Annotated in this window: 23 protein-coding genes; 6 read left to right on the top strand and 17 right to left on the bottom strand. The window is 73.1% G+C overall.

The window, feature by feature from the left end; genetic code table 11:
* Window positions 1-2: 2 nt before the first annotated feature.
* On the bottom strand, window positions 3-1,052 hold the full coding sequence (gene hemE, locus K5S26_RS06530) for a uroporphyrinogen decarboxylase (protein ID WP_221857125.1): 1,050 nt from the start codon (window positions 1,050-1,052) through the stop codon (window positions 3-5).
* A gap of 143 nt (window positions 1,053-1,195) precedes the next feature.
* Between hemE and K5S26_RS06525 the strand changes: the two genes are divergently transcribed.
* Window positions 1,196-2,485 carry a glutamyl-tRNA reductase gene (locus K5S26_RS06525; protein WP_221857123.1) on the top strand — a complete coding sequence of 430 codons (1,290 nt, stop codon included), beginning with the start codon at window positions 1,196-1,198 and terminating at the stop codon, window positions 2,483-2,485.
* A gap of 36 nt (window positions 2,486-2,521) precedes the next feature.
* Here K5S26_RS06525 and K5S26_RS06520 read toward each other — a convergent pair whose 3' ends face one another.
* Entirely contained in the window at window positions 2,522-4,333 is a 1,812-nt protein-coding gene (locus K5S26_RS06520) for a DUF2207 family protein (RefSeq protein ID WP_221857122.1), read from the bottom strand.
* Window positions 4,334-4,506: 173 nt separating this feature from the next.
* On the opposite strand from K5S26_RS06520, the gene K5S26_RS06515 reads away from it, so the two are divergent.
* Window positions 4,507-5,079: an HhH-GPD-type base excision DNA repair protein gene (locus K5S26_RS06515; RefSeq protein ID WP_221857120.1), complete on the top strand. Its 573-nt coding sequence runs from the start codon at window positions 4,507-4,509 to the stop codon at window positions 5,077-5,079.
* Between the two features lie 31 nt (window positions 5,080-5,110).
* Here K5S26_RS06515 and K5S26_RS06510 read toward each other — a convergent pair whose 3' ends face one another.
* The 8 genes from K5S26_RS06510 to K5S26_RS06475 form a co-directional block, all read right to left on the bottom strand.
* Window positions 5,111-6,205, bottom strand: a complete 1,095-nt coding sequence (locus tag K5S26_RS06510; RefSeq protein ID WP_221857118.1) for a tetratricopeptide repeat protein — start codon at window positions 6,203-6,205, stop codon at window positions 5,111-5,113.
* Complete coding sequence (locus K5S26_RS06505) at window positions 6,202-7,560, bottom strand: ATP-binding protein (RefSeq protein ID WP_221857116.1); 1,359 nt, start codon at window positions 7,558-7,560, stop codon at window positions 6,202-6,204. Before K5S26_RS06505 ends, K5S26_RS06510 begins: the two co-directional genes overlap by 4 nt.
* 169 nt (window positions 7,561-7,729) lie before the next feature.
* On the bottom strand, window positions 7,730-9,061 hold the full coding sequence (locus K5S26_RS06500) for a CapA family protein (RefSeq protein ID WP_221857114.1): 1,332 nt from the start codon (window positions 9,059-9,061) through the stop codon (window positions 7,730-7,732).
* 8 nt (window positions 9,062-9,069) lie between these two features.
* Window positions 9,070-10,188, bottom strand: a complete 1,119-nt coding sequence (locus tag K5S26_RS06495; RefSeq protein ID WP_246603694.1) for an adenosine deaminase family protein — start codon at window positions 10,186-10,188, stop codon at window positions 9,070-9,072.
* A 91-nt stretch (window positions 10,189-10,279) separates the two neighbouring features.
* Window positions 10,280-11,350, bottom strand: coding sequence for an extracellular solute-binding protein (locus tag K5S26_RS06490; RefSeq protein ID WP_221857112.1), 1,071 nt, complete (start codon window positions 11,348-11,350; stop codon window positions 10,280-10,282).
* A gap of 80 nt (window positions 11,351-11,430) precedes the next feature.
* Window positions 11,431-12,426, bottom strand: coding sequence for an ABC transporter ATP-binding protein (locus tag K5S26_RS06485; RefSeq protein ID WP_221857110.1), 996 nt, complete (start codon window positions 12,424-12,426; stop codon window positions 11,431-11,433).
* The gene (locus tag K5S26_RS06480; protein WP_308122812.1) at window positions 12,423-13,220 is read right to left on the bottom strand and encodes an ABC transporter permease; all 798 of its coding nucleotides are present in this window, start codon (window positions 13,218-13,220) and stop codon (window positions 12,423-12,425) included. The genes K5S26_RS06485 and K5S26_RS06480 overlap by 4 nt, the downstream gene beginning before the upstream one ends.
* A complete protein-coding gene (locus tag K5S26_RS06475) occupies window positions 13,217-14,041 on the bottom strand; it encodes an ABC transporter permease (RefSeq protein WP_221857108.1) in 825 nt (274 codons plus the stop codon). Before K5S26_RS06475 ends, K5S26_RS06480 begins: the two co-directional genes overlap by 4 nt.
* Before the next feature lie 171 nt (window positions 14,042-14,212).
* Between K5S26_RS06475 and K5S26_RS06470 the strand changes: the two genes are divergently transcribed.
* A complete protein-coding gene (locus K5S26_RS06470; RefSeq protein ID WP_221857106.1) occupies window positions 14,213-15,163 on the top strand; it encodes a LacI family DNA-binding transcriptional regulator in 951 nt (316 codons plus the stop codon).
* A 133-nt stretch (window positions 15,164-15,296) separates the two neighbouring features.
* On the opposite strand, the gene K5S26_RS06465 is transcribed toward K5S26_RS06470, so the two are convergent.
* Window positions 15,297-15,920 (bottom strand): GntR family transcriptional regulator, encoded by a 624-nt coding sequence (locus tag K5S26_RS06465; RefSeq protein WP_221857104.1) that lies wholly within the window; start codon window positions 15,918-15,920, stop codon window positions 15,297-15,299.
* Between the two features lie 146 nt (window positions 15,921-16,066).
* Entirely contained in the window at window positions 16,067-17,452 is a 1,386-nt protein-coding gene (locus tag K5S26_RS06460; protein WP_221857102.1) for a glycine--tRNA ligase, read from the bottom strand.
* Between the two features lie 135 nt (window positions 17,453-17,587).
* On the opposite strand from K5S26_RS06460, the gene K5S26_RS06455 reads away from it, so the two are divergent.
* Complete coding sequence (locus K5S26_RS06455; RefSeq protein WP_221857100.1) at window positions 17,588-18,193, top strand: GrpB family protein; 606 nt, start codon at window positions 17,588-17,590, stop codon at window positions 18,191-18,193.
* Window positions 18,194-18,201: 8 nt separating this feature from the next.
* Here K5S26_RS06455 and K5S26_RS06450 read toward each other — a convergent pair whose 3' ends face one another.
* Together K5S26_RS06450 and K5S26_RS06445 are read right to left on the bottom strand one after the other, a co-directional pair.
* Window positions 18,202-18,618 carry a PIN domain-containing protein gene (locus K5S26_RS06450; RefSeq protein ID WP_221857098.1) on the bottom strand — a complete coding sequence of 139 codons (417 nt, stop codon included), beginning with the start codon at window positions 18,616-18,618 and terminating at the stop codon, window positions 18,202-18,204.
* On the bottom strand, window positions 18,602-18,835 hold the full coding sequence (locus K5S26_RS06445; protein WP_246603693.1) for a division/cell wall cluster transcriptional repressor MraZ: 234 nt from the start codon (window positions 18,833-18,835) through the stop codon (window positions 18,602-18,604). The genes K5S26_RS06450 and K5S26_RS06445 overlap by 17 nt, the downstream gene beginning before the upstream one ends.
* 75 nt (window positions 18,836-18,910) lie before the next feature.
* On the opposite strand from K5S26_RS06445, the gene K5S26_RS06440 reads away from it, so the two are divergent.
* Complete coding sequence (locus K5S26_RS06440; protein WP_221857096.1) at window positions 18,911-19,705, top strand: LLM class flavin-dependent oxidoreductase; 795 nt, start codon at window positions 18,911-18,913, stop codon at window positions 19,703-19,705.
* A 214-nt stretch (window positions 19,706-19,919) separates the two neighbouring features.
* On the opposite strand, the gene K5S26_RS06435 is transcribed toward K5S26_RS06440, so the two are convergent.
* The 3 genes from K5S26_RS06435 to K5S26_RS06425 all read right to left on the bottom strand — a co-directional run bounded on the left by K5S26_RS06435 (window position 19,920) and on the right by K5S26_RS06425 (window position 21,785).
* Window positions 19,920-20,582 (bottom strand): hypothetical protein, encoded by a 663-nt coding sequence (locus tag K5S26_RS06435; protein ID WP_221857094.1) that lies wholly within the window; start codon window positions 20,580-20,582, stop codon window positions 19,920-19,922.
* A gap of 109 nt (window positions 20,583-20,691) precedes the next feature.
* Window positions 20,692-21,081, bottom strand: coding sequence for a hypothetical protein (locus K5S26_RS06430; protein WP_221857093.1), 390 nt, complete (start codon window positions 21,079-21,081; stop codon window positions 20,692-20,694).
* A gap of 11 nt (window positions 21,082-21,092) precedes the next feature.
* The gene (locus K5S26_RS06425; RefSeq protein ID WP_221857091.1) at window positions 21,093-21,785 is read right to left on the bottom strand and encodes a GNAT family N-acetyltransferase; all 693 of its coding nucleotides are present in this window, start codon (window positions 21,783-21,785) and stop codon (window positions 21,093-21,095) included.
* Window positions 21,786-21,919: 134 nt separating this feature from the next.
* Here K5S26_RS06425 and K5S26_RS06420 point away from each other — a divergent pair, with 134 nt between their 5' ends.
* Window positions 21,920-23,335 carry an MFS transporter gene (locus tag K5S26_RS06420; RefSeq protein WP_281427170.1) on the top strand — a complete coding sequence of 472 codons (1,416 nt, stop codon included), beginning with the start codon at window positions 21,920-21,922 and terminating at the stop codon, window positions 23,333-23,335.
* Window positions 23,336-23,413 lie beyond the last annotated feature (78 nt).

The following is a 23,413-nucleotide window of genomic DNA, read 5'->3' as shown; positions in this document are numbered from 1 at the left end:
GGTCAGAGGCTGTGGACGAGCTCGACGACGCGCGTCAGGACGGTCGGGTCGGTGTCCGGCGGAACGCCGTGACCGAGGTTCACGATGTGGGCGCGCGCGGCACGGCCGCGGGCCACCACGTCGCGCACGTGCGCCTCCAGGACCTCCCAGGGGGCGCCCAGCAGAGCGGGATCGATGTTGCCCTGCAGCGTCGTGTCCGCGCCCACGATCGCGGCGGCCTCGTCGAGCGGCAGACGCCAGTCGACCCCCACCGCCGCCGCCGTGCCGCCCAGCCGCATGTCCTCGAGGAACGCCCCCGTGCCCACGCCGAAGTGGATCACCGGCACCGGCAGGTCCCGCACCGCCGCCAGCGAGTGCGGCGCGACGAACGACCGGAACACATCGGGCGCGAGCGATCCCGCCCACGAGTCGAACAGCTGCACGGCCGAGGCCCCCGCGTCGATCTGCGCCTGCAGGAACGCCCGCGAGACGCCGGAGAGCCACCCGGCCAGGCGGTGCCACGACTCGGGATCGGCCTGCATCATCGCCCGGGCCCGGAGGTGCTCCTTGGACGGGCCGCCCTCGACCAGGTAGGCGGCGAGGGTGAAGGGCGCGCCGGCGAAGCCGATGAGGGGCGTGCCCGCGCCGCTCAGCTCGGCGACCGTGAGGCGGACGGCCTCGCGCACCGGCTCGGCCGCCGCCGCGACCTCCGCCGGGTCGATCGCCGTGATCCGTGCGACGTCCTCGGCGGTGCGCACGGGAGACGCGAACACCGGGCCGCGTCCGGGCTCGATCTCGACCTCGATGCCCGCGAGCCGCAGCGGCACGACGATGTCGCTGAAGAAGATGCCCGCGTCGACGCCGTGCCGGCGGACGGGCTGCAGGGTGATCTCGGCGGCCAGGTCGGGGGTCAGGCACGCGTCGAGCATGCGCGTGCCGACGCGCAGCTCGCGGTACTCCGGCAGCGATCGTCCGGCCTGGCGCATGAACCAGATCGGGGCGGTCTCGGGACGGTCTCCGCTGAGGGCGCGGAGGAGGGGCGCACGAAGCAGGGACGCGGAGGCATCGGGCATGGGTCCATCTTGCCGCGTGCGATGTCGAGAGAACGCCGAGGCCGCCGCCGACGGCGCCGTAGTTCTCTCGACGTCGAACCATTCCGGGGCCGCGTCCAGCCGGGTTTCAGCCCCCGGTTTCGACACGGCGTAGAATCCTGTGCGTGCTGCTCTGTGTCACCGCGAGTCATAAGACCGCGCCCTTCGACGTGCTCGAGCAGCTCTCCGCGCCCGGCGCCGACACGATCACCCCGCTGATCGCCCCCTCGGTCGACGGCGTCGTCGTGCTGTCCACCTGCAACCGGGTGGAGGCCTACGTCGACACCGACAGCGACGACTCGGCCGAGCTCGTCGCCGACGCCCTGCGCGCCGCATCCGGCCTCACGGCCGAGGAGTTCGCCGGCGCCTACTCGATCAAGACCGATGCGAAGGCCGCCGAGCACCTGTTCGCCGTGGCCGCCGGCCTGGAGTCGGTCGTGATCGGTGAGGGCGAGATCGGCGGCCAGGTGCGCCGCGCCCTCACCGAGGCCCGCCACCACGGGACCACGACGAGCGACCTGGAGCGGATGTTCCAGCGCGCCACCGAGACGCAGAAGGCCATCAAGAACGCCACGGCGCTCGGTCGCGCCGGTCGGTCGCTGGTGCGCCTGGCGCTCGAGCTCACCGACAGCCGCCTCGCCGACTGGACGACGCAGCGCGTGCTGCTCGTGGGCACGGGCATGTACGCGGCGGCGACGATCGCGGCGCTGCGCGACCGCGGCGTCACCGACATCACGGTGTTCTCCCCCTCGGGTCGCGGCGCGAAGTTCGGCGCCAAGTACGGCATCGCCCACGTCACGCGCGCCGAGCTGGTCGAGACGGCGACCGCCAGCGACATCGTCATCACCTGCACGAACGCCGACGAGCCCGTCGTCACGCCCGAGACCATCGAGGGGCTCGCGAAGCCGCTGTTCGTGGTCGACCTGGGCATGCCCCGCAACGTCGACCCGGCGATCGCCGACGTGTGGGGGGTCACGCTGCTCGACCTCGAGACGATCCGGCTGCACGCCCCGCTCGAGGAGCTCCAGGCCACCGACGCCGCCCGCGCCATGGTCAAGGACGCCGCAGCGCGCTTCGCCGATGTGCGCCGCAGCCGCAGCGCTCAGCCCGCCATCGTGGCGCTGCGCCGACACGTGTTCGAGCTGCTCGAGGCCGAGATCGCCCGGCGCCCCGAGAGCGAGGCCGCCCTGCGCCACATGGTGGGGGCTCTGCTGCACACGCCGACCGTGCGCGCCTCCGACTACGCGATGCAGGGCCGCGCCGACGAGGTCTTCGCCGCGATCGAGACCCTGTTCGGGGTCGACGCGCGGCCCGCGGCCGAGCAGGAGGCCGAGGAGCCCGCTGAGGAGGTCCTCGCCTACGCCCCGGTCACCGCCGGGCACAGCGCGTCCTGCCCCTTCGACGCCGCCGTCTGACCCGGCGAGGGACGCAGGGCGTTCCGGAGCGGGCCGTCAGCGGCCGCCGGAGAACCCGCCTCCGCCGCCGCCTCCCGCGAACCCGCCGCCGGACGAGAACGCGCTCGAACCAGACGACGTGCCCGCCGGAGCGAACCTCGACGGCTCCAGCCTCTGGTTCACGTGCGAGAGCGACCCGATGAACAGGCCCGTGCTGAACCCGTCGCCGCCCGTCCACCACCCGGGGGCGCCCAGCGCCTCGTAGCGCACGGCCAGGGCGTCCGACCACGACTTCTCCTGGCCGAACAGCACGGCCCACGGCAGCAGACGCTCGTAGAGCCGCACGACGGCGCGGTCGTCGCCGACGTCGACGCGCTCGGCACCCGACACGGACTGCAGCACGCGCAGGCGGTCGGCCTCGGCCAGCTCGATGAACTCGCGCAGGCCCTCGAGGTGCTCGCGGGCCTCGCTGCCCGCCGCCGTGCGCAGCCGTGGCCGTGCGCTGAGCGCCAGGGACAGCACGACGTGGGCGATCGTCGCGACGAGCACGAGCACCGCGATCGGTCCGACGTCCAGGACGAGGCACGCGATCAGAAGGCCGAGGCCGATCACGGCGCCCACCGCCGCCGACACGCGGCCGGCGATGCTCGGCACCCTGTCCTCCGGCTGCGTCAGGTAGGGCGCGAGGCGCTTCTTGTCGCCCTTGCCGAGCCGCTCGATGCGCTTGTGCAGCTTCTCGTCCTCGTCGCTGAGCTCGTTGACCGTGCGGTCCTTCGGGAAGAGCGCCGCGAAGGCTCCGCGCAGCGTGACCGATGTGGCGTCGTCCCCGGCGGGCGGTTCGCCCGTGCGCTCGACGACGAACTCGTCCTCGCCCTTCGCCACGAGTCGCAGGGAGCCGTCGACGGCCAGCGCGAGCACCTCGGCGGGGAACACGCGGGAGCCCGCTCCGCCGCCGAGCAGCGCGGCCGCGATGCGGGGAGGGACGCGGGGATCGGCCTCGTACTGCGCCACGACGATGCCCCGGCCCGGCGCGTGGCGCCAGCGGCGACGCAGCAGGGCCGGGATGGCGATCCCGATCGCGGCCACCGCGCCGGAGATCCACCCGACGGCGCCCGCGAACGGCGTCTCGCTGCCGATGTAGGGCCGCGCGAAGGTGCCGGGCTCGAACTGCAGCGCGACGGTCCATTCCTGGTCGGGCGCGCGCTCGGTGAGCGCGGTGCTGAACACGTCGCCGTCGCGCTGCAGCTCGCACTGCTCCTCCGAGCCGTACGCGCCCGTGAAGCAGCGCGTCTCGCCGGTGAGGGCCCCGGCGATCGCCGGGTCGACGACGATGGTCGCGGTGGCCTCCGCGATCGGCTGCGCCGTGGCGCCCGGCAGCAGGTCCCAGTAGAACTCGTCGGGCGTTCCCTCCCCGCCGTCCGGGGCGAACGCGACGTTCTCGACGGTGTACGAGACGGCGTACGTGGTGGCGCCGTGCTTGTACGTGTCGTCGTCGATCGAGAGCACCGTGTAGTCCTCGTCGTCGACCTCGTCCTCGTCCGTCTCGAACACGACCGGGTCGCCGTTCTCGTCGGTCACGGAGATGTCGGAGATCTCCGTGGACGCGCCCTCGTACCGCAGCGGGATGCCGCGCACGATGCCGCGGTTCTGGTCGGCCTCGGGGAACTGCGCGACCCACGTCTCGGTCACGTCGAGGCGCGCGCGTCCGTCGTCGGTGAGGCCGAGGCGCATCTCCACGTCGTAGGACGAGTAGGAGAAGTCGTCGACATCGGCGTGGGCGGCGCCCGCGGTCGCGAGCACCGCGGTCGGGGCCAGCGCGATCACGACGAGCGCGAGGGCGGCGGCGGGGCGGGTTCGTCGGCGCTGCATCGCTCCAGCCTAGGAATCGCCCGACGCCGCCCGCATCCCCCGTGCGGCGGATCCGCCCGCCGGACCGCCACCGGTCGAGAATCCGTCCCCGCGCCGAGAATGCGTGTGGCGGGTGCATTCTCGACGCGAAGAGGGATTGTCGGGGCGAGGGGGTGGGGCGGGAGAATGGGCGCATGGCCCTGACGATCACCGGCGACGAGTCCGCCGACGCGCTGCTCACCGACAACCCGCTCGCGCTGCTCATCGGGATGCTGCTGGACCAGCAGATCGCGATGGAGACCGCCTTCACCGGGCCCGAGAAGATCCGGCAGCGGATCGGAGCGGTCGACGCGGAGACGATCGCCGGGTACGACCCCGACGCCTTCCTCGAGGCGTTCCGCCAGAGCCCCGCGGTGCACCGCTTCCCCGGGTCTATGGCCGAGCGGGTGCGCACGCTGTGCCAGACCCTGGTCGACGACTGGGACGGCGACGCCGCCGCGATCTGGACGCAGGGCGCGCCCACCGGCGCGGAGGTGCTGCGGCGCCTCAAGGCGCTGCCCGGCTTCGGCGAGCAGAAGGCGCGGATCTTCCTGGCCCTGCTCGGCAAGCAGTACGGCTTCGCGGGCGATGGCTGGCGCGAGGCTGCCGGCGCCTACGGCGAGGACGGGTCCTTCCGGTCGGTCGCCGACATCACGAGCCCCGAAACGCTCGCGAAGGTGCGCGAGCACAAGCGGGCGGCGAAGGCCGCCGCCAAGCAGAAGGGCTGACCGGAGGCCCGGCGCGCCGGGCGCGCCGCCGTCACCGCGGCAGGCCCCACGCCGCGTATCCCTGCAGGATCCAGGCGAAGAGCATCAGCATCGGCACCATCGGGATCGCGAAGGGGAACCCGAGGACGAGCGCCACGAGGTACAGCAGCACGGCGAGGCCGACGAGCACCGCCTGGATCCACGCGGATACCCGCCGTCGCGCGTACCGCAGCACCGGCGTCCTCACCGCCGGGTCGATGAGCGGCCCGAACGTCCACCTCCCGACGAGCGCCACGACGCCGAGACCGAGCGCGCCGGCGACCCGCGACGCCACCGCCACCCCGGGCGAGAGGTCGAACCCCGAGTTCGTCGCGTCGGACGGCCACACGGCGTCGAGCGCCTCGCCCCCGCCGAGGAGCACGTACACCAGCGGGATCGACAGCAGCAGCAGGCGGCCGACGAAACGTCCGAGGAGGATGTGCACGGCGTACCGCGCGACGACGGGCAGCCCCGCGTCCAGCGGCGTCTGCCGCAGCACCGACAGGGACGTGGCGAGGGCAGGCCCCGCTCGGCGCGAGGCGAGCTGGGCCAGCGCGAGCACGGACGCCGCCTCGAGGTCGCTCGGCTCGGTCGACAGCGCCTCCTCGGCCGCCTGGAGCGCGAGCTGCGGGCGGCCCCTCGTCGAGAGCAGGATGCGCGCGTAGCCCACCAGCGCCCGGGCGCGGTCGGCGGGGTCCCCGCTGCGCGTGGCGACCTCGACGCCCTCGTGGGCGCTCACCTGCGCGCCCTGACGATCGCCCTGCGCCTCCTGCACGGACGCGTACATGAGGTAGGTGGACCAGTCCTCGGGAGCGAGGGCGAGGGCGACCCGCGCCCATTCGGCCGCCTCGTCGGGGCGCCCCTGCGCCAGGAGAGCCCCCGTCAGGATGCGCGCAGCGCCCTCGCGCAGCTCGGTTCCGGCGACCAGCAGCGCCGCGCGCTCGGCCTCCGCGGCGTCCCCCGCCATCAGGCTGAGGTGCGCGTGCAGGAACACCCCGCGGGCGTCGTCCGGATGCTCGGCCAGGTGGGAGCGCACCAGCTGCTGGGCGCGGGCGACCTCCCCGACCTGGGCGAGCTCCCCCGCCCGGGCCAGTCCCTCCTCACTCATCGGATGCGGTGCTTCCGGAGGTAGGCCTTGAGCTGGGCGAAGGTGCCGTCGTCGACGCCGTACTCGAGCACGGGAGCGACCTGTTCGAACCAGCTGCGGGTGGACGGCACGACGGCCCCCGTGGCGCGCAGGAGGTCGTTCGTGTCGATCATCCGCGGCACGCCGTCGCGCATCGAGTCGACGAAGGCCTGCTGCACGGCGGTGTCGACCACGTAGGTCAGGTCGGCGCCGGAGAACTCGGCGGTGCGCGCGGCGATCGCGTCGGCGTCGACCGCGGCCGCCGGCTTGTCGCGCAGCCGGCCGCGCACGATGGCCGCGCGCGCCGGCTCGTCCGGCGGCAGGATCAGCACGGTCCGGTCGAGCCGTCCGGGACGCCGCAGCGCGGGGTCGATGTCCCACGGCCGGTTCGTGGCCGCCAGCACGTAGATGCCGTCGTTGGCCGCGCGCACCCCGTCGAGCTCCTCCAGCAGCTGGCTCGTGACCATCCTGAGCGACTGCGCGCTCGCGCCGCCGGATGAGCGCCGTCCGCCGATGGCGTCGAACTCGTCGAGGAAGATCACGCACGGACGTGAGGCGCGGGCGGTCTCGAACAGCTGGTGCAGGGCCTTCTCGCTCTGGCCGAAGTACTGCCCCATCAGGTCGGCCAGCGTCGCGTGGACGAAGCCCGCGCCCAGCTCGCCGGCGATCGCCCGCGCGATGAACGTCTTGCCGCATCCGGGCGGGCCGTACATCAGCAGGCTGCCCCCCGCGGACTTCCCGAACATGCGCGCCAGCTCGGGGTTGCGAAGCGGGGCGAGGAACGCCGCCTCGAGGTGTCCCTTGACCTCCGCCAGGCCCGCGACGTCCGCGAGCGTCACGGCGGGCCGCTCGACGTCCCACACCGGCAACTCCTCCTCGCCCGAGACGCCGACGGGCGCGCGCTCGGCGTCGGAGGGCGGATCCTGCGCCTCGGTCGGCGCGGCCGGGCCCGCCGGGACGCCCCGCGGCGCCACGTCCTGGACGGAGGCGGGCCTGGGCTCCGGCTCGCGCTCGGCGGGCCCCGGCTCGCGCTCGGCGGGCCTGGCCTCGGCGGGTCCGGCCTCGGGTCCGGCCTCGGCCGCGGACGCGGGCGGGACGACGTCCGCCGGTGCCGCCGCGCCGGAGCGCAGCTGCGCGGCGGCCGCGCGTGCGCGCAGCACCTGCACGGTCTGGGTGTTCGCGCCGAGCCGCTCGAGCTCGGCGATCTGCGCCAGCGCGCCGGGAGGGTCCGACTGCAGCATCAGCTCGACGAGGTCGATCCGCAACGCGACGTTGTCCGGATCCGTCTGGACCGCCGCCTGGATCACCGCGATGAACTCGTCGTTCGCTCCCGCCATGTTTCCTCCCCGAGCCGTCTGGACGCCCTGATCACAGTAGTCACCCGACCGCGTGCATCCATCCGCGCCGAGAATCCCATCCTGCGCCGACAATGCGTGCAGCGCCTGCATTCTCAGCGCAGGAAAGGATTGTCGCGGGCGGGGAGGGGCGAGGCGGGCGGTCGGGGGGTCAGCCCGGGAGCCGCACGCGCGCCCGCGCGCCGTCGATCCGCAGCTCGGTGCCGAACGGACGCGAGAGGTCGGCCAGGCGGGACAGCAGCGCCGCCGACTCGTCCGGGCCGGCCAGGGCGGGGACCCCGTGCGAGGCGCCGCCGCCGGCGCCGGCGAGGTCGACGGGCAGGATCTCGACGTCGGCGAGCGCGCCGTCGTCGTAGCCCAGCAGGACGACGGCCGACTCGTCGAGCGCACGGTCGCCGAACAGGGCGGCGTTGCGGGCGCCGAGCAGCTCGGGCACCGTCACGTGCGCGGGGTCCGCCCCGTACAGGCGGTAGGTGTCGCGGGTCACGACGTCGAGGCTGTTGCTCATCATCGCGAAGTTGCCCAGCGAGTGCAGGATCGGCGCACCCCGGTACAGCTCGATGCCGCGCAGCCGGTGCGGGCCATGTCCCACCACGACGTGCGCGCCCGCGTCGACGGCGCGGCGCGCGAAGTCGGCGGCGAACGGCGCGGGCACGTCGCCGTTGTCGGGCTCGTGGCTGTGCAGCGAGAACAGCACGAGGTTGCCGTTCTGGCGCGCCTGCCGGATCGCGGTCAGGATCTCGGACGCGTCGCCCTCGTCCACCACGCGGTCGATCCGCGCCTCGCCCCGGGGCACCGAGTCGTCGGCGACGAACTCGCCGCCCATCAGCCGCACGGAGTCGTCCCGCACCGCGTTGGAGTAGCTGGGCGCCGTGGCGAGGCGGCGCAGCACGGCGTGGTCGTCCGGATGGACCGCACCGACCTCGCCGGTGCGCAGCACGCTGATGCCGCCGCGCCCGGGCACGCGTCCGAACGGGTCGGCGGCGGGCGACATGGGCGTGAACGTCGCGGAGGCGGCGATCACGCTGACCCTCCCCTGCGCCACGTCGAGGGAGCCCGCCGCGCGAGCGGCGCTCATCGTGCCTCCCCCGCCGGCGTGCACGATCCCGGCCCGCCGCAGCCGCGCGGCCGTCTCCCGCAGACCCTCGACGCCCCAGTCGGTCGCGTGGTTGTTCGCCAGCGCCACCGCGTCGAAGCCGAGCTCGCGGAGGTCGTCGGCCACGCGCGGGTCGGCGTGCATCCAGGTGCCGCCGGACTCCGCCTGCGGCGACCCGGCGAACGCGTCGACGTCGATGATCGCCGTCTCCAGGTTGCCGAACGTCACGTCGGCGCCGCGCAGCGCGGCGACGAGCTCGGGCTGCTGCGCCGCGAGCGTGCGGGCCATCGGACGCAGGTAGATCAGGTCTCCGACAGCGGCGAGCGTGAACCTGCCGCGGAGCGGCTCCCCCGGGATGTCGCGCACATCGAGGCTGATCGCCTCCATGCGCATGCTCACGCCCCGGCCGCCCCGAGCTCGGCGTCGAGCGCCGCCAGCTCCCGCTCGAACCGGGCGCGGACCTCCGCCTTGCGCGCGGCCGGCAGCCAGCTCGCGTCGACGCCGGCGAGGGCCATCTCCCGCAGGCGCTCGCGCGGGACCTGCAGGTCGTCGGCGAGGATCCGGTACTCCGCGGCGAGCGTCGTCGGGAACATCCCCGGGTCGTCCGAGGCGGGGATCACGTTGAGGCCGGCGTCCAGCATGGCGCGGATGGAGGCGCGGCGCCACGGGCGCCAGGACCGCCGCGACGTGGTCGAGATGACGCTGAACGGCACCTGCTCGTCGCGCAGGCGCTCCACCACGGCGTCGTCCTCGAGCACGAAGTAGCCGTGGTCGATGCGGTCGCACCCGAGCACGTCGAGGCAGGTGATCGTGTTCGCGGCGATCGGCGCGTGCTCGGACGAGTGCGCGGTGCGGTGCAGCCCCGCCTCGCCCGCGAGCCGGTACGCCGCCTCGAAGCGCTCGGGGGGGCCGACGGTCTCGAGGTTGTCGAGGCCGATGCCCGCGACGTACTCGTGCGGGTTGTCGACGACCGTGCGCACCCAGGCGAGCGCCTCGTCGCCGGTGCGGCTGCGGTCGACGGCCGCCATCAGCAGACCGGTCATGCCGAAGTCGCGCTCGGCCATCCGGATGCCCTCGGCGTACGCCTCGACGACGCCCGCATACCCGATCGGGCGCAGGTGCTCGGAGAGCTCGTCGAACGAGATCTCCAGGTGCCGGGTGGCGCTCGTGCGGTGCGCAGCCTCGAATGCCTCGTAGACGATCCGCGTCAGGTCCTCGGGGCTGCGCAGCACGTCCACGACCCACTTCGACGCCTGGAAGAGCGAGTACGACACCTCCGGCTCGTCGGCGGAACGCCCGAGCGGGACGGGGATGCGCGTGTCCCGGTAGAGGGCGGGGTCCGGCGGCAGCGAGTTGATGTCGGCGTAGACGCGCTCGGGATCCGCGGGCAGCTCGAGGCGCTCGCGGCGAGCGAGCTCGGCGAAGGTGGACGCGCGCACAGTGCCGATGAGGTGGCAGTGCAGATCGGCCTTCGGCATGCGGTCGATGTAGTCGTGCAGGGACGTGGTGCTCATGTGCCTTCGTTCGATCGAGGGGGACGGGCTGCCGGCCGGGGGGACCGGCAGCCCGCGTCGGCGGGGACGCCCGGCGGGTCCGGGCGTCGCGTCAGCCTCCCGTGACCTCGCGCGCGAAGCGCTCGACCAGGTCGTCGCGGATCGCGACGACCTCCGCCGGGTCGAGCGTCTGATAGCCGGCGCCGATCGGGTCGGCGGGCACGTCCCCCAGCACCGCCGTCGCGCGCTCGGGCACGGCGGCGTCCGGGTTGACGGGCAGGTCGCCGACGAGCTCGCCCGCGGCGGTCTGCGCCTCGACGCCCAGCAGGTAGTCGATGAACTGCTTGGCGGCGTCCTCGTTGGGCGCGCCCTCGGGGATGACGGCGTGGTTCGTGGTCATGTACGCACCGCTCGCGGGCTGAGCGAACGCGTACCGGTCGTCGTTCTCGGCGAGGGTGATCGCGAACCCGCTCAGCGAGTTGGCGGCCACGATCTCGCCCTGCGTCAGCAGGTTCGTCACCTCGGTGGAGGAGGTGTAGAACTGCAGCACGCCCGGCGCCCAGCCGGCGAGCTGCTCGAGGGCGGCGTCGACGTCGTACGGGCCGTCGCCGTAGGTGGAGCCGACGCCCGCCACGAGCAGCTGGCCCGACGAGGCCGAGATGTCCGGCAGCGCGACGCGGCCGGCGAGCCCCGGGTCGCCGTAGAGGCTCCAGTCGGCGGCCTCCTCGGCGCTGAGCGCCTCGGTGTCGTACAGCGTGCCGTTGAGCTGGTACGTGTAGGCCGGGCCCGCGTAGGCGCCCTCCGGGACGAGCTCGGTGACGTCGTCGATGGTCGGCACGTCCTCGGCGTCGATCCACTCGAACAGATCGCTGTCCTGGCCGAGGGCGACGTACGTGTCGGACAGGAGCATCACGTCCACGCCCGGGTCGCCGGCCGACAGCTCGAGCTGCGACAGACGGTCGGAGTTCGAGCCGGTCTCGACCTCGACCTGGATCCCGGTGGCCTCGGTGAACGGGTCGACGATCGCCTCCTGGAACTGCTCGACGCCGAACGGGAACGTGCTGACGACGATCGTGTCGGACGCCTCGTCGGAGGAGGGTGCGGAGCATCCGGCGAGCGCGACGGCGCCGATGACGACGCCCGAGGCGATCCCGAGCGAGCGGTGAAGGGTGTGGCGCTGCATGTGCGCGTCCTTTCGGGGAGAAGGATGGCGGCGGCCGCCGCCGGTGGGGTGGGGCGGACCCGCCGCCCTGGGGGTGGGGATCAGTCGGGAAGACGGACGAGCCGCGACTCGGGAGCCGCGACCGTCACGCTGTCTCCGGGCACGAGGCGCGGAGCGTCGCCGTCGGCGCGCATGTCGGCGCGCAGCGTGACCTCGCCGTTCGCGTCGCGGGCGATGACCGTGACGAGCAGGTCGACGCCCCGGTAGGCGACGTCGGTGACGACGGCGGGCAGGGCGAGGCCGTCGGCGGGCACGGACGCGGGCAGCACCGCGAGGTGCTCGGGGCGCACGGTCAGCGTGCCCTCGGCCGTGGCGACGAAGTTCTCGTACCCGAGGAAGTCGGCGACGAACCGGCCGGCAGGCGCCCCGAAGACCTCGCTCGGGGCGCCCTGCTGCATGATGCGGCCGGCGCGCATCAGCACCATCTCGTCGCTCATCTCGAGCGCCTCGTCCTGGTCGTGGGTGACGAGCACGACCGTGAGCCCGGTCTCCGACTGGATGCGCCGGATCTCGGCGCGCATCTGCACCCGCAGGCGGGCGTCGAGGTTGGACAGGGGCTCGTCGAGCAGCAGCAGCTTGGGACGGATGGCGATCGCCCGCGCCAGGGCGACGCGCTGCTGCTGGCCGCCCGACAGCGCCCGCGGACGCCGGTCGGCGAGGTGGCCGAGGCCGACCATGTCGAGGCTCTCGGCGACCCGGGCGCTCCGCTCGGTGCGCCCGACGCCCCGCAGCTTGAGGCCGTATCCGACGTTGTCGGCGACCGTCATGTGCGGGAACAGCGCGTACGACTGGAACACCATGCCGAGGCCGCGCTTCTCCGGCGGCGTGCGGGTGGCGTCGACGCCGTCGATGAGGATCCGCCCGCTCGTGGGCCGGGTGTACCCCGCGAGCATCCGCAGCGACGTGGTCTTGCCGCATCCGGACGGGCCGAGCAGCGTGGTGAGCCGGCCGGCGGGGATCGACAGGTCGATGTCGTCGACGGCGGTGACGTCGCCGAACACCTGGCTGACGGAGACGAACTGGGCAGCGGCTTTCATCGGTTGATGCCTCCGAAGATCTTGGCGAAGCCGACCGTGCGCTCGGCGATGACGGCGACGACGACGGTCGCGGCGAGGATGAGCGTCGAGGTCGCGGCGACCATGGGGTCGTAGCTCTGCTGCACGTAGTCGAGCATCGTGATCGGCAGGGTCTGGGTCTGGCGGCTCTGCAGCAGCAACGACAGCGGCACGTTGTTGAACGAGGTGATGAAGCTCAGCAGCGCGGCCGAGAAGATCCCGGGCCGCAGCACGGGCAGCGTGATGGTCCAGAAGGTGCGCATCGGCGAGGCGCCCAGGCCGCGTGCCGCCTCCTCGAGCCCCGGGTCGGCGCCCGCCAGCGACGCGCCCGTGACGCGCACCGCGTACGGCAGCAGCAGCGCGGTGTGCCCGATGAGCAGCACCGGCCAGTTGTCGATCCGGAACGTCACGACGAGCTGCTGGAACAGCGCCAGCCCGACCACGAGCTCGGGCACGATCAGGGGCGAGAGGAACAGGTTCTCGACCACGGCCTTGCCGGGGATGCGTCCGCGGTGGATCGCGAGGGTCGCGGGCACCCCGACCAGCAGCGCGATGAGCGTGGCGAGCACCGCGATCTGCACGCTGCTGACGAGGGCGCCGACGAACGGCCGGTAGCCGAGCGCCTCGCCGAACCAATGCAGCGAGAGCCCCTCGGGCGGGAACCGCAGGGTGTTGCCGGCGGTGAAGGCGGTCGCCACGACGAACAGGATCGGGACGATCATGATCACGTAGCCCGCGACCGCGAGGGCGGTGGCGACCGGGCGGCGCTCGCTCACGAGACGGCTCCCTTCCGCCCGGCGAGGGACGACAGCGCGGAGACCGCGAACACCAGGACCGTCATGATCACGGCGGTCGCCGACGCGCTCGCCCAGTCGATCGAGACGCTGGAGTAGGTGAACAGCTGGGTCGACAGCATGCGGTTGGACGACCCGCCGAGCAGGTAGGGGGTGGTGTAGGCGGTCACCGAGCCGGCGAACACGAGCGTCGCGGCCACGACGATGCCGGGCAGCGACAGCGGCAGCACCACGTCCCAGAAGGTGCGCGTACGGCTCGCCCCGAGGCCCCGCGCTGCGTCGTCGAGGCCCGCGTCGACCTGCGACACCGCCGAGTAGCAGGTGATGATCGCCAGCGGCAGGAACAGCTGGGTCAGACCGAGCACGACCGCCAGCGGCGTGTAGAGCAGCTGCGGCGCCTCGTCCACGATGCCCAGCCCGGTGAGCAGCTGCCCGATCGCGCCGTTCGATCCCAGCACCACCAGCCACCCGAAGGTGCGCACCACGTTGCTGAGCAGCAGCGGGAAGATCGCGAGGGCGAGGAACACGCCCGACCAGCGCGACGTGGAGCGCGCGAGCAGGTACGCGATCGGGAAGCCGAGGACGACGCAGATGGCCGTGACGACGAGGCCGATCAGCAGGGTGCGGCCGATGATGCGCAGGTCGTACGGATCGGTGAGCATCTCGCCGAGTCGCACGAAGATGTCGGCCGTCGCCGTGCCCGGGGGCGAGAACAGCATCGCCAGCGACGGCACGAGGAAGCCGATGAGCAGGAACGCGAGGCCCGGCAGCAGCATGAGCGCGGGCGTGAGACGGGTTCTCATCGCGGCCTCCATCGCGGCAGAAACGGGATCACCGGCAAATGTAACCGGTTGCATTCCACCGTAGGATCATCTTCCTCAAGGTGCGAAATCGCCTGTGTAAATATCGTGTTACGAGATGCTGCAACCGGTTACGCGGCTGTGCCTATGATGTGCGGAGCAGAGGGGGTGAGCATGGCCACGATCGCGGACGTCGCGGCTCTCGCCGGCGTCTCCAAGGCCACCGCCTCGCGGGCCTTCTCCCGACCGGAGGTCGTGTCGCCGGCGACGGCTCGGCGCGTGCACGAGGCCGCGGAGAAGCTCGGCTTCGTCGCCAACAGCGCCGCACGGCAGCTCGCCGGAGGGCGGACCGGCATCGTCGCCCTCGTCGTCCCCACGCTCGCCAACAGCTTCTTCACTCCGATCATCGGCGGCGCCCAGGAGCGCGCCGGCGCCGAGGGCATGCAGCTGACGGTCGTCGTGCATCCCTTGGAGCATGCCGACGAGCTCGTGGCCTTCGAGCGGCTGTCGCGGCAGGTCGACGGCTACATCGTGGTCGCCCCGCGCGGCAGCGACGACCTCGTGACGGCCGCGACGCGCGCCAAGCCCGCCGTGCTGGTCGATCGCGAGATCGCGGGGATCGCCTCGGTCGCCGCCGACACGGCGCACGCGTTCGGCGAGCTCGCGTCGCGCCTCGCCGGCGACGGGCACCGCCGCATCCTGTACATCGGCGGGCCGGAGGGCTCGTGGCAGGACCGGCAGCGCAGCGCCGCGGTGCGCGCGGCCGCCGAGCGGGCCGGGGCACTCGTGGACGTCGTGGGGCCCTATCCCTCGACGTTCGCGGCCGGCGTCGGCGCCGCCGACGACGTGCGCCGCCTGACGCCCACCGCGTTGATCCCGTACGCGACCGCGATCGGCCTGGGAGTGCAGTACGCGCTCCTGTCGGCCGGGGAGCCCCTCCCCGTCGTGAGCTCCGAGAACGAGATCGTCGACGCCCTCGGCCTGGTCGACACCCCCGCGATCGACGTCGACGGCGTGGCCCTGGGCCGCACGGCCGTCGAGCTGCTCATCGGGCGACTGGCCCGGCCGGGGTCCGATCCGGAGACCCTCCGGCTGCCGGTACCCGTGACCTGGCCCCGGGCCTGACCCCGACCCCCACCCCGCCGGCCCCTCCACGCCGAGAATCCGTCCCTGCGCCGAGAATGCAGGCGCTGCACGCATTGTCGGCGCAGGAACGGATTTTCGCGGCCGGGCCGGGCCGGTCCGGGCGGGGCGGGCGTCAGACGATGCCGTGCATGCGGCGCAGCGCCGCCTCGGCGGCGTCGGCGTCCCGCGCCGCGACCGCATCGCGCAGCCGCCCCGCGTCCCGCCCGATGCGATCCACGAGCTCGCCGGCGGGCAGCGCCCGCGCCGCGCACGAGAACATGTACCAGACATCGCTGCGGCGACCGAGGACCTCGTTCCCCGCCGTCGCCATCGCGAAGCGGTAGACGGCGCCCGTCGCGGACAGATACTGGTGCTCGGTCTCGGCGGCCACCAGCTCGTCGAGCAGGGTGACCGCCCGCGCATGCTGCTCGTCCGTCATCCGGATCACCGACATGCGCATCGACGACGCGAACAGGAAGCCGGCGTACTCGATGCCCGCAGCCACCAGCTCCGGCGTGAACACCGTGACGCGCGTGAACCGGCTGGCGGCGGTCTCGACGAGGTGGCACCGCTCCAGACGCTGCAGCGCCTCTCGGATCGGCATGCGCGAGACGCCGAGCTGCGTCGCCAGCACGCGGTCACGCAGCAGCTCGCCGGGCGGCAGCGTGCCGTCGACGATCGCCTCCGCGAGCCGGTCGAAGGCGAGGTCGGACAGGCGCGGTCCGCGATTGGTCAGCGGGGCGGAGAGCGGGGGCATCGGGCATCCTCAGGGCGCGGCAAACGTCCCCCCCAAGCTCACTGTAGGCACCCGAGGACAGCGCTGATCGACCACTCCCGCCACGTGGGAGCGGAGCGAGGACGGATCCCGCGGGCTGGGACTCCGCGACGCGCGGAACCCTTGGCTCAGGCGCCGCGCAGGCGCTCCGAGAGGTACGCCCGCAGGCCCTCGAGCGGCACGCGCTCCTGCGACATCGTGTCGCGGTCGCGCACCGTCACGGCGCGGTCGTCGAGCGAGTCGAAGTCGATCGTCACGCACAGGGGCGTGCCGATCTCGTCCTGCCGGCGGTAGCGACGACCGATGGCGCCCGCGTCGTCGAAGTCGACGTTCCACGTGCCGCGCAGGTCGTCGGCCACCTCGCGTGCCAGCGGCGAGAGCCGCTCGTTGCGCGACAGCGGCAGCACCGCGACCTTGACCGGCGCCAGGCGCGGGTCGAGCTTCAACACCGTGCGGGTGTCGGTGCCGCCCTTGGCGTTCGGCACCTCCTCCTCGGTGTAGGCGTCGATCAGGAACGCCATCATCGACCGCGTCAGACCGAACGAGGGCTCGATCACGTAGGGCACGTACTTCTCGCCCGAGGCCTGGTCGAAGTACTCCAGCTTGCTGCCCGACGCCTTGATGTGGTTCGTCAGGTCGAAGTCGGTCCGGTTGGCGATGCCCATGAGCTCGCCCCAGCCCTTGCCGGGGAAGCCGAAGTCGTACTCCACGTCGATGGTGCGGTCCGAGTAGTGGGCGCGCTCCCCGTCCGGGATGTCCAGGCGGCGCATGTTCTGCGCGTCGATGCCGAGGTCGAGGAACCAGTTCCAGCAGGCCTCGACCCAGTGGTCGAACCACGTGGCGGCCTCGGCCGGCGGCACGAAGAACTCGATCTCCATCTGCTCGAACTCGCGGGTGCGGAAGATGAAGTTGCCGGGCGTGATCTCGTTGCGGAAGGCCTTGCCGACCTGGCCGACGCCGAACGGCGGCTTCTTGCGCGACGCGGTGAGCACGTTCGCGAAGTTCACGAAGATGCCCTGCGCCGTCTCCGGCCGCAGGTAGTACAGGCCCGACTCGTCGTCCACCACGCCGAGATAGGTCTTCACGAGCCCCGAGAACGACTTCGGCTCGGTCCACTGGCCGCGCGTGCCGCAGTCGGGGCAGACGATGTCCGCCATGCCGTTCTCGGGCTGGCGGCCCTTCTTGTCGACGAACGCCTCGACGAGGTGGTCCTCGCGGTGGCGCCTGTGGCACTGCAGGCACTCGACCAGGGGGTCGCTGAAGGTCGCGACGTGACCCGAGGCCTCCCACACCTTGGACGGCAGGATGATCGACGAGTCCAGGCCGACCATGTCGCCACGGCCGCGCACGAACGTCTGCCACCACTGCCGGCGGATGTTCTCCTTGAGCTCCGTGCCGAGGGGGCCGTAGTCCCACGCCGAGCGGGACCCGCCGTAGATCTCGCCCGCCTGGAAGACGAACCCGCGATGGCGGGCGAGGCTGATGACCTTGTCGAGGCGGGAGGGCTCGGCCACGGTGGCTCCAATGGTCGGGAGGAACGGGAAGGACGCGCGAGACCGCCCCGGGGGCGGCGCGCGGATACCTCGATCCTAGTTCGTGCGGGGGCCTGCCTCCGCTGTGAGCCTCGTCCCCTGCGGCAGAGTGGCCGCATGCCCACCCGTCGTGAGATCGCCGCCTTCGACGACACCCCGCCGCCCGACGGGCTCAGCCCGTGGGTGTCCGGGAGCGAGGACCGCCACGGCGACGTCGCGATCGCCGAGCCGGATCCGCGCTGGCCGAAGGCGTTCGCGCTGATCGCGGGGATCGTCCACGACGCGCTCGGCGCCCGCGCGCTTCAGATCGAGCACGTGGGGTCCACGTCCGTGGCGGGCCTACCGGCGAAACCCGTCGTCGACGTCGACCTGATCGTGGCCGATCCGGACGCCGAGGCGGGCTGGCTGCCGCCCCTTCTGGCCGCGGGCTTCGAGCTGCGCGTGCGCGAGCCGTGGTGGCAGCGGCACCGCCTGCTGAAGCGGTGGGATCCGGCGTGCAACCTGCACGTGTTCGGGCCCGACGCGAGCGAGCCGTGGCGGCACCGGGTCTTCCGCGACCACCTGCGCCGCGACGCCGCGGACCGGGAGCTGTACGCCGCCGTCAAGAGGGAGGCCGCCGCCGCTGCCAACGCGCACGGCGAGACGGTGACGCGGTACAACGAGCGCAAGGAGGCCGCCGTCCGGCAGATCTACGCACGGGCCTTCTCGGCCGCGGGCCTCTGAATCGCGACTCACACGATCGTGACGTCCACCCCCAGCCGCGCGTAGGTGTCGACCGCACGGCGATCGCACGTGAGGAGCGCGATGCGCGCCTCCTCTGCCGCCAGCGCGACGAGTCCGTCGTAGACGGCACCGCCGGCGATGCCGGCGGCCGCGAACCTCGACGGAGCGCGGCGTCCCCCCGCCGCGCTCAGCGCATGGCTCCGCGGAAAGTTCACCTCGATCATCCGCGCGGCGACCGCCGCAGAGACCCGCTGGGCGCCGGGAAGCCGGGTGAGCACCGAGTAGGTCTCGATCGCCGCGTGCCCCGCAAGGCCCAGCGCGCGCCCGCGGACGTGGTCGAGGACGTCGCGATGGTGCACGTGCGTCGGCTGGACGAGCGCGACGGCCGCACTCGTATCCAGCAGCAGCTCAGCGCTGGTCGGCAAGGCGCAGCTCGCGAACGTCGTCCGGCGTGAGCTCGCGGCCTCCGTCCGGCACCATCAGGATGCCGTCCCGCTCGACCACCGCGTCGGTCACAGGGAACTCGATGCGGATGGCAGCGCCGTCCATGACCATGTCGACCGGTCCGGGAACCAGGCCGAGCCGCGCTCGCAGTTCGGCGGGCACGACGATACGCCCAGCCTTGTCCATGGTCGTTCTCATGCCATCACGTTACCATCGTGATGGCATGGCATGCCCCCTTCCTCGCGTGTCCGTCCCCGGTGGCACGATGGGGCCATGAGCGATGCAGCCCAGCCCACCCTCGGTGTCGTGTTCCGCCCGCAGTCGCCCCCGGAGGCGCTGCGCGAGATCGTCGAGGCGGTGGACGCGTCACCGGCCGCCGAGCTCTGGCTGTGGGAGGACTGCTTCCTCGAGGGCGGCGTCTCGACCGCGGCCGCGGCGCTCGCCTGGTCCTCGCGGGTGCGGGTCGGCATCGGCCTGCTGCCGGTGCCCCTGCGCAACGCCGCGCTCGCGGCGATGGAGCTCGCGACGCTGGAGCGCCTCGCACCCGGGCGCGTGATCGCCGGGCTCGGGCACGGCGTGCTCGACTGGATGGGCCAGGTCGGGGCGCGCGTCGAGTCGCCGCTGACCCTGCTGCGGGAGTACGCCACGGCCGTGCGGGCGCTGCTCGCCGGCGAGACCGTCGACGCGGCCGGCCGCTACGTCGCGCTCGACCGGGTGGCGCTCGACTGGCCGCCCGCCGCCCCGCCCGAGCTGGTGCTCGGCGCGACCCGGCCGAAGACGCTCGCGCTCGCCGGCGAGCTCGGCGACGGCGTGCTGCTCACGGGCGACACCGATGTCGAGGCGCTGCGCGCCGCGCGGGCGATCGTCGACGAGGCCCGCGCGGCGGCCGGGCGCGCGGGCCGTGCGCGCGTCATCGTCTACACGGCGCTCGATCCGGGCCGCTCCGACCTGCGCGACGCGGTCCTGCGCCGTACCGACGAGCTGGCCGCGGCGGGCGCCGACGCCGTCGCGTTCCACGGCACGGCGTCTTCTCCCGACCCCCGCCCGTTCCTCGACGTCCTGTCCTGACGCGGGATCATCCCGCGGAGAGGCGGCGAACCGTCAGGCCCAGGGATTCTCCGCGGCGTCCCACCGTTCGAGGGGCACGCGGATCGTCGGCGGCCGGGGCTCGCGCGATCGGACGGCCATCGCGGCACCGAGGGCGGCGAGTGCGAGCCCGCAGATCACGACGGGGCCGAGGATCGTCGCCGACCGACGTGCCCTCAACCCCTGCCTCCACGGATCAGACGGCGATGCGCCCCGACGCGGCACGCCTCGGCTCCGCTCGCCGGACGTCGCCGCTCAGGGCATACGAGAGTCCCAGCAGAAGCGTCGTGAGCCCGCAGCCGAGAAGAGCCAACGCGCGGGTCAGGTGCAGACCTGGTCGATCGCCGGCTCCGACGCCGAGCCAGAGCAGCGCCAAACCGACGGCGACGATGCCGCCGACGGTCAGCAGCGCTCCGAGACGCGGCCGACGCCACAACATGGCCTTCCCGCCGAGCAGAGGCGCGGAGAAGCGGGCCGCGGCCATCCATCCGGGGAAGAGGATCACCGCGGCGGCGAGACCCACCGCCGCCAAGGGCTGCAGGACCACCATCATCAGCCCGGCCTGCGGGGTGACCGCGACGAGCACGATGGCGGCGCCCAGGCCCGCCACGACGAGCACCAGACCGACCAGACCCGCAAGCGGCGCCGTCCCGATGCGGCACGTGCGTCGCACCAGCACGGCGAGCACGAGCGCCCCGACGAGCCCGCTCGGGAACGACAGCCAGATATACGCCCAGAGGATCTGTCCGAGACGGGGCAGCAGCCCAGCCCCGGCGATGAGCAAGATCCAGGGCGCGAGGATCACGACCGTGGCGAAGCCGAACGCCTCTCCCCATCCGGGGCGCTCACGAGCTGCCATGGTGTCATCCTGCACGCCCCGGATCCTTCCCGTACGACCTCGCAGCGAACACGCAGCGGCTCATCCGCCCGTCCCGAGGTCGTGCACCGCGCCCGGCGAGGCCAGGCCGTCAGCCCCAGGGCGAGAGCCCCTCGCCCGCACGCATGGGGCGGAGGGTCGCGGGCGGCGGCCAGGGCAGCTCGAACAGCTCGTAGGGCATGTCGATGGCGCCGAAGTCGTCGGTCTTGACCAGCACGCGGCCCCGGCCCGGCGCGTCACCCGGCGAGACCTCGACGATCCTCACCCGGATCGGCCGGCCGTCGCGCTCCAGCACCCACGGCTCCGCCAGCCACGACAGCCCGACGGCCTCGAGCGCCTCCTCGGCCTCCACCCAGTCGAGCGGGCCGCTGACGTCGGCGCCGAACAGCGACACCGCCACCCACGCGTCGGCCTCGGGCCGGATCCACCCGATGAGCTCGCGATCGGAGCCCCGGCGGTGCGGGATCCAGTCGGGCTGCATGGCGGCGCCGCTCAGTCCGCCGTGAAGAGGTAGCCGCGCTCCGCGTCGAAGCCGCCGACGCGGAGGCCCCGCCCGAGCAGCTCCTCCATCTGACCGCGCAGCGTCGTGCGCCACTCCTGGGCGGCGGCGGGGTCGGAGACGCGCATGCCCTCGACGTCGGACGGGATCGCGAGCGTCTCGACCACCGCGTCGTCGGCCGGGGTCTTGGCGATGTCGGCCAGCGCCCACTCGACGTCGAGACGGTCGCTCTCGGCGCCCGCGTCGCCCCCGCCGAAGATGCCGTAGCGGTTCACCGAGTATCCGGTCACGCGCGCGCCGAGCACCGTGAGGAAGAAGTGCGCGTTGCGCGCCACGAGAGGGTCGAAGGTCCACGTGATGTTGCCGACCTCGCGCGAGAAGGCCCACTGCCGCTGATGCTCCTTGAGCTCGCGACCCCAGCCGCGCCCGCGGTACTCCGGCAGCAGCGCCGTGATGTGCGAGTGCATCGTGCGCCTGCCGGGCGCGCCGAAGAACGCGATGGACGCCCCGACCATCCGCTCCGAGCCGTCCTCGCCGTCGAACACGCCGACCACGTAGTTGCCCGACTGCTGCAACGCGCGCAGCGTGCCCGCGTCGATCGTGCGCTCCGACCGGCGGAGGGCGTCGAGCAGGCTCTGCGCCTCGATGATGAGTTCTACCGTGTCGAGATCGCGGATGGTTCGCATGGCATCAGTCTGCACGCGCCGGGCTCCGCGCACGAACCCGCGCCGCCCGCCTTCCGGGAAGCGGGACCGCCGATCCCGGGGTCGTCGGTCGCCGATAGCCTGACGAAGTGAGCGGACGAGACGACAGAGCGGGATTGACCAGGTCGACTCCGAAGGGTCTCACCGTCGCGGTGCTGGCGTTCACCGGCCTGTGCTCGGCGTACATGTTCACGCTCGTCGTGCCGATCCAGGCCGAGCTTCCGCAGCTGCTCGACGCGCAGCGCAGCGACACCGCGTGGGTCGTCACCATCACGCTTCTCGTCGCCGCCTGCGCCACCCCCATCTCGGGTCGCCTCGGCGACATGTACGGCAAGCGACGCATCGTGCTGGTGCTGATCGGGCTGCTCATCGCGGGATCGGCCGTGGCCGCGCTGTCCGGCGGCATCGGCGGGCTCATCCTGGGCCGGGCGATGCAGGGCGCCACGACCGGCGTGATCCCGCTCGGCATCGCGATCATGCGCGACGTGCTGCCCCCTGCGCGGCTCGGCACGGCCGTCGCGCTGATGAGCGCGACCATGGGCGTGGGCAGCGCGCTCGGCATGCCGATCAGCGCCCTGATCGTCGAGCACCTCGACTGGCACATGCTGTTCTGGGTCGCGGCAGCGCTCGGGGTGCTCGCGCTGCTGCTGGTGGCGCTGTTCGTGCCGCCGAGCACGCTGCGCACGCCCGGCCGCTTCGACTTCGTGGGCGCCGCGGGCCTCGCCGCCGGCCTCGTGGGCGTGCTGCTCGCCGTGTCGCGCGGGGCCGACTGGGGCTGGCTCTCGCCGGCGACCCTCGGCGCAGGTCTCGGGGGTGTGGCCGTCCTGCTGCTGTGGGGCTGGTACCAGCTGCGCGTCGCCGAGCCGTTGCTCGACCTGCGCGTGGCGGCGCGACCCGCGGTGCTCTACACGAACCTCGCGGCGATCGGCATGGGCTTCGCGCTGTTCGGCACGAGCGTCACGCTGCCGCAGATGCTGGAGCTCCCGGTCGAGTCCGAGGCGGGCCTCGGCCTGTCCCTGTTCGCGGCGGCGCTCGTCGTGATGCCGTCGGGCATCGTCATGATGGTCATCTCCCCGCTGTCGGGCTGGCTGGAACGGCGCATGGGGGCGCGCTTCATGCTCGCGTTCGGCACCGGCGCGGTCGCGGTCGCGTACGCGTTCCTGCTGATCTGGTCGAGCGAGGTGTGGCACCTGCTGGTGGCGAACATCCTGGTCGGGGTGGGCGTGGGCTTCAGCTTCGCCGCCATGCCGATGCTCATCATGCGCTCGGTGCCGTCGCACGAGACGGGGGCCTCGAACGGCATCAACGCGCTGTTCCGGTCGCTCGGCACCTCCGCCGCCTCGGCGACGATGGCCGCGGTGCTCGCGGCGCTCACCGTCGACTTCCAGGGCACGCCCGTGCCGACGCACGCGGCCTTCGACACCTGCTTCTGGCTCGGCGCCGTCGCGGCCCTCGGGGCGTGCATCCTGTCGTTCTTCATCCCCAAGCACCCGCACTACGCCGAGCACGCCGCCGTGCCCGACAGGCCCTGACCCTGTGCGGCCTTTTCGCTCTCCGGAAGGCCGCGCGCCCCGCGACGGCGCGCGCGGCTAGCGTGCCCCGCACGGGCT

The sequence above is a fragment of the Microbacterium marinilacus genome (assembly GCF_019753765.1).
Classification (GTDB): domain Bacteria; phylum Actinomycetota; class Actinomycetes; order Actinomycetales; family Microbacteriaceae; genus Microbacterium; species Microbacterium marinilacus.
This window is presented reverse-complemented; position numbering and strand designations above follow the sequence as displayed.

Excerpts from the sequence above, each read along its gene's own strand:
- hemE (WP_221857125.1), bottom strand. The coding sequence starts at position 1,052 with ATGCCCGATGCCTCCGCGTCCCTGCTTCGTGCGCCCCTCCTCCGCGCC.
- K5S26_RS06520 (WP_221857122.1), bottom strand. The coding sequence starts at position 4,333 with ATGCAGCGCCGACGAACCCGCCCCGCCGCCGCCCTCGCGCTCGTCGTG.
- K5S26_RS06515 (WP_221857120.1), top strand. The coding sequence starts at position 4,507 with ATGGCCCTGACGATCACCGGCGACGAGTCCGCCGACGCGCTGCTCACC.
- K5S26_RS06510 (WP_221857118.1), bottom strand. The coding sequence starts at position 6,205 with ATGAGTGAGGAGGGACTGGCCCGGGCGGGGGAGCTCGCCCAGGTCGGG.
- K5S26_RS06505 (WP_221857116.1), bottom strand. The coding sequence starts at position 7,560 with ATGGCGGGAGCGAACGACGAGTTCATCGCGGTGATCCAGGCGGCGGTC.
- K5S26_RS06500 (WP_221857114.1), bottom strand. The coding sequence starts at position 9,061 with ATGGAGGCGATCAGCCTCGATGTGCGCGACATCCCGGGGGAGCCGCTC.
- K5S26_RS06495 (WP_246603694.1), bottom strand. The coding sequence starts at position 10,188 with ATGAGCACCACGTCCCTGCACGACTACATCGACCGCATGCCGAAGGCC.
- K5S26_RS06490 (WP_221857112.1), bottom strand. The coding sequence starts at position 11,350 with ATGCAGCGCCACACCCTTCACCGCTCGCTCGGGATCGCCTCGGGCGTC.
- K5S26_RS06485 (WP_221857110.1), bottom strand. The coding sequence starts at position 12,426 with ATGAAAGCCGCTGCCCAGTTCGTCTCCGTCAGCCAGGTGTTCGGCGAC.
- K5S26_RS06475 (WP_221857108.1), bottom strand. The coding sequence starts at position 14,041 with ATGAGAACCCGTCTCACGCCCGCGCTCATGCTGCTGCCGGGCCTCGCG.
- K5S26_RS06470 (WP_221857106.1), top strand. The coding sequence starts at position 14,213 with ATGGCCACGATCGCGGACGTCGCGGCTCTCGCCGGCGTCTCCAAGGCC.
- K5S26_RS06465 (WP_221857104.1), bottom strand. The coding sequence starts at position 15,920 with ATGCCCCCGCTCTCCGCCCCGCTGACCAATCGCGGACCGCGCCTGTCC.
- K5S26_RS06455 (WP_221857100.1), top strand. The coding sequence starts at position 17,588 with ATGCCCACCCGTCGTGAGATCGCCGCCTTCGACGACACCCCGCCGCCC.
- K5S26_RS06445 (WP_246603693.1), bottom strand. The coding sequence starts at position 18,835 with ATGAGAACGACCATGGACAAGGCTGGGCGTATCGTCGTGCCCGCCGAA.
- K5S26_RS06440 (WP_221857096.1), top strand. The coding sequence starts at position 18,911 with ATGAGCGATGCAGCCCAGCCCACCCTCGGTGTCGTGTTCCGCCCGCAG.
- K5S26_RS06435 (WP_221857094.1), bottom strand. The coding sequence starts at position 20,582 with ATGGCAGCTCGTGAGCGCCCCGGATGGGGAGAGGCGTTCGGCTTCGCC.
- K5S26_RS06430 (WP_221857093.1), bottom strand. The coding sequence starts at position 21,081 with ATGCAGCCCGACTGGATCCCGCACCGCCGGGGCTCCGATCGCGAGCTC.
- K5S26_RS06425 (WP_221857091.1), bottom strand. The coding sequence starts at position 21,785 with ATGCGAACCATCCGCGATCTCGACACGGTAGAACTCATCATCGAGGCG.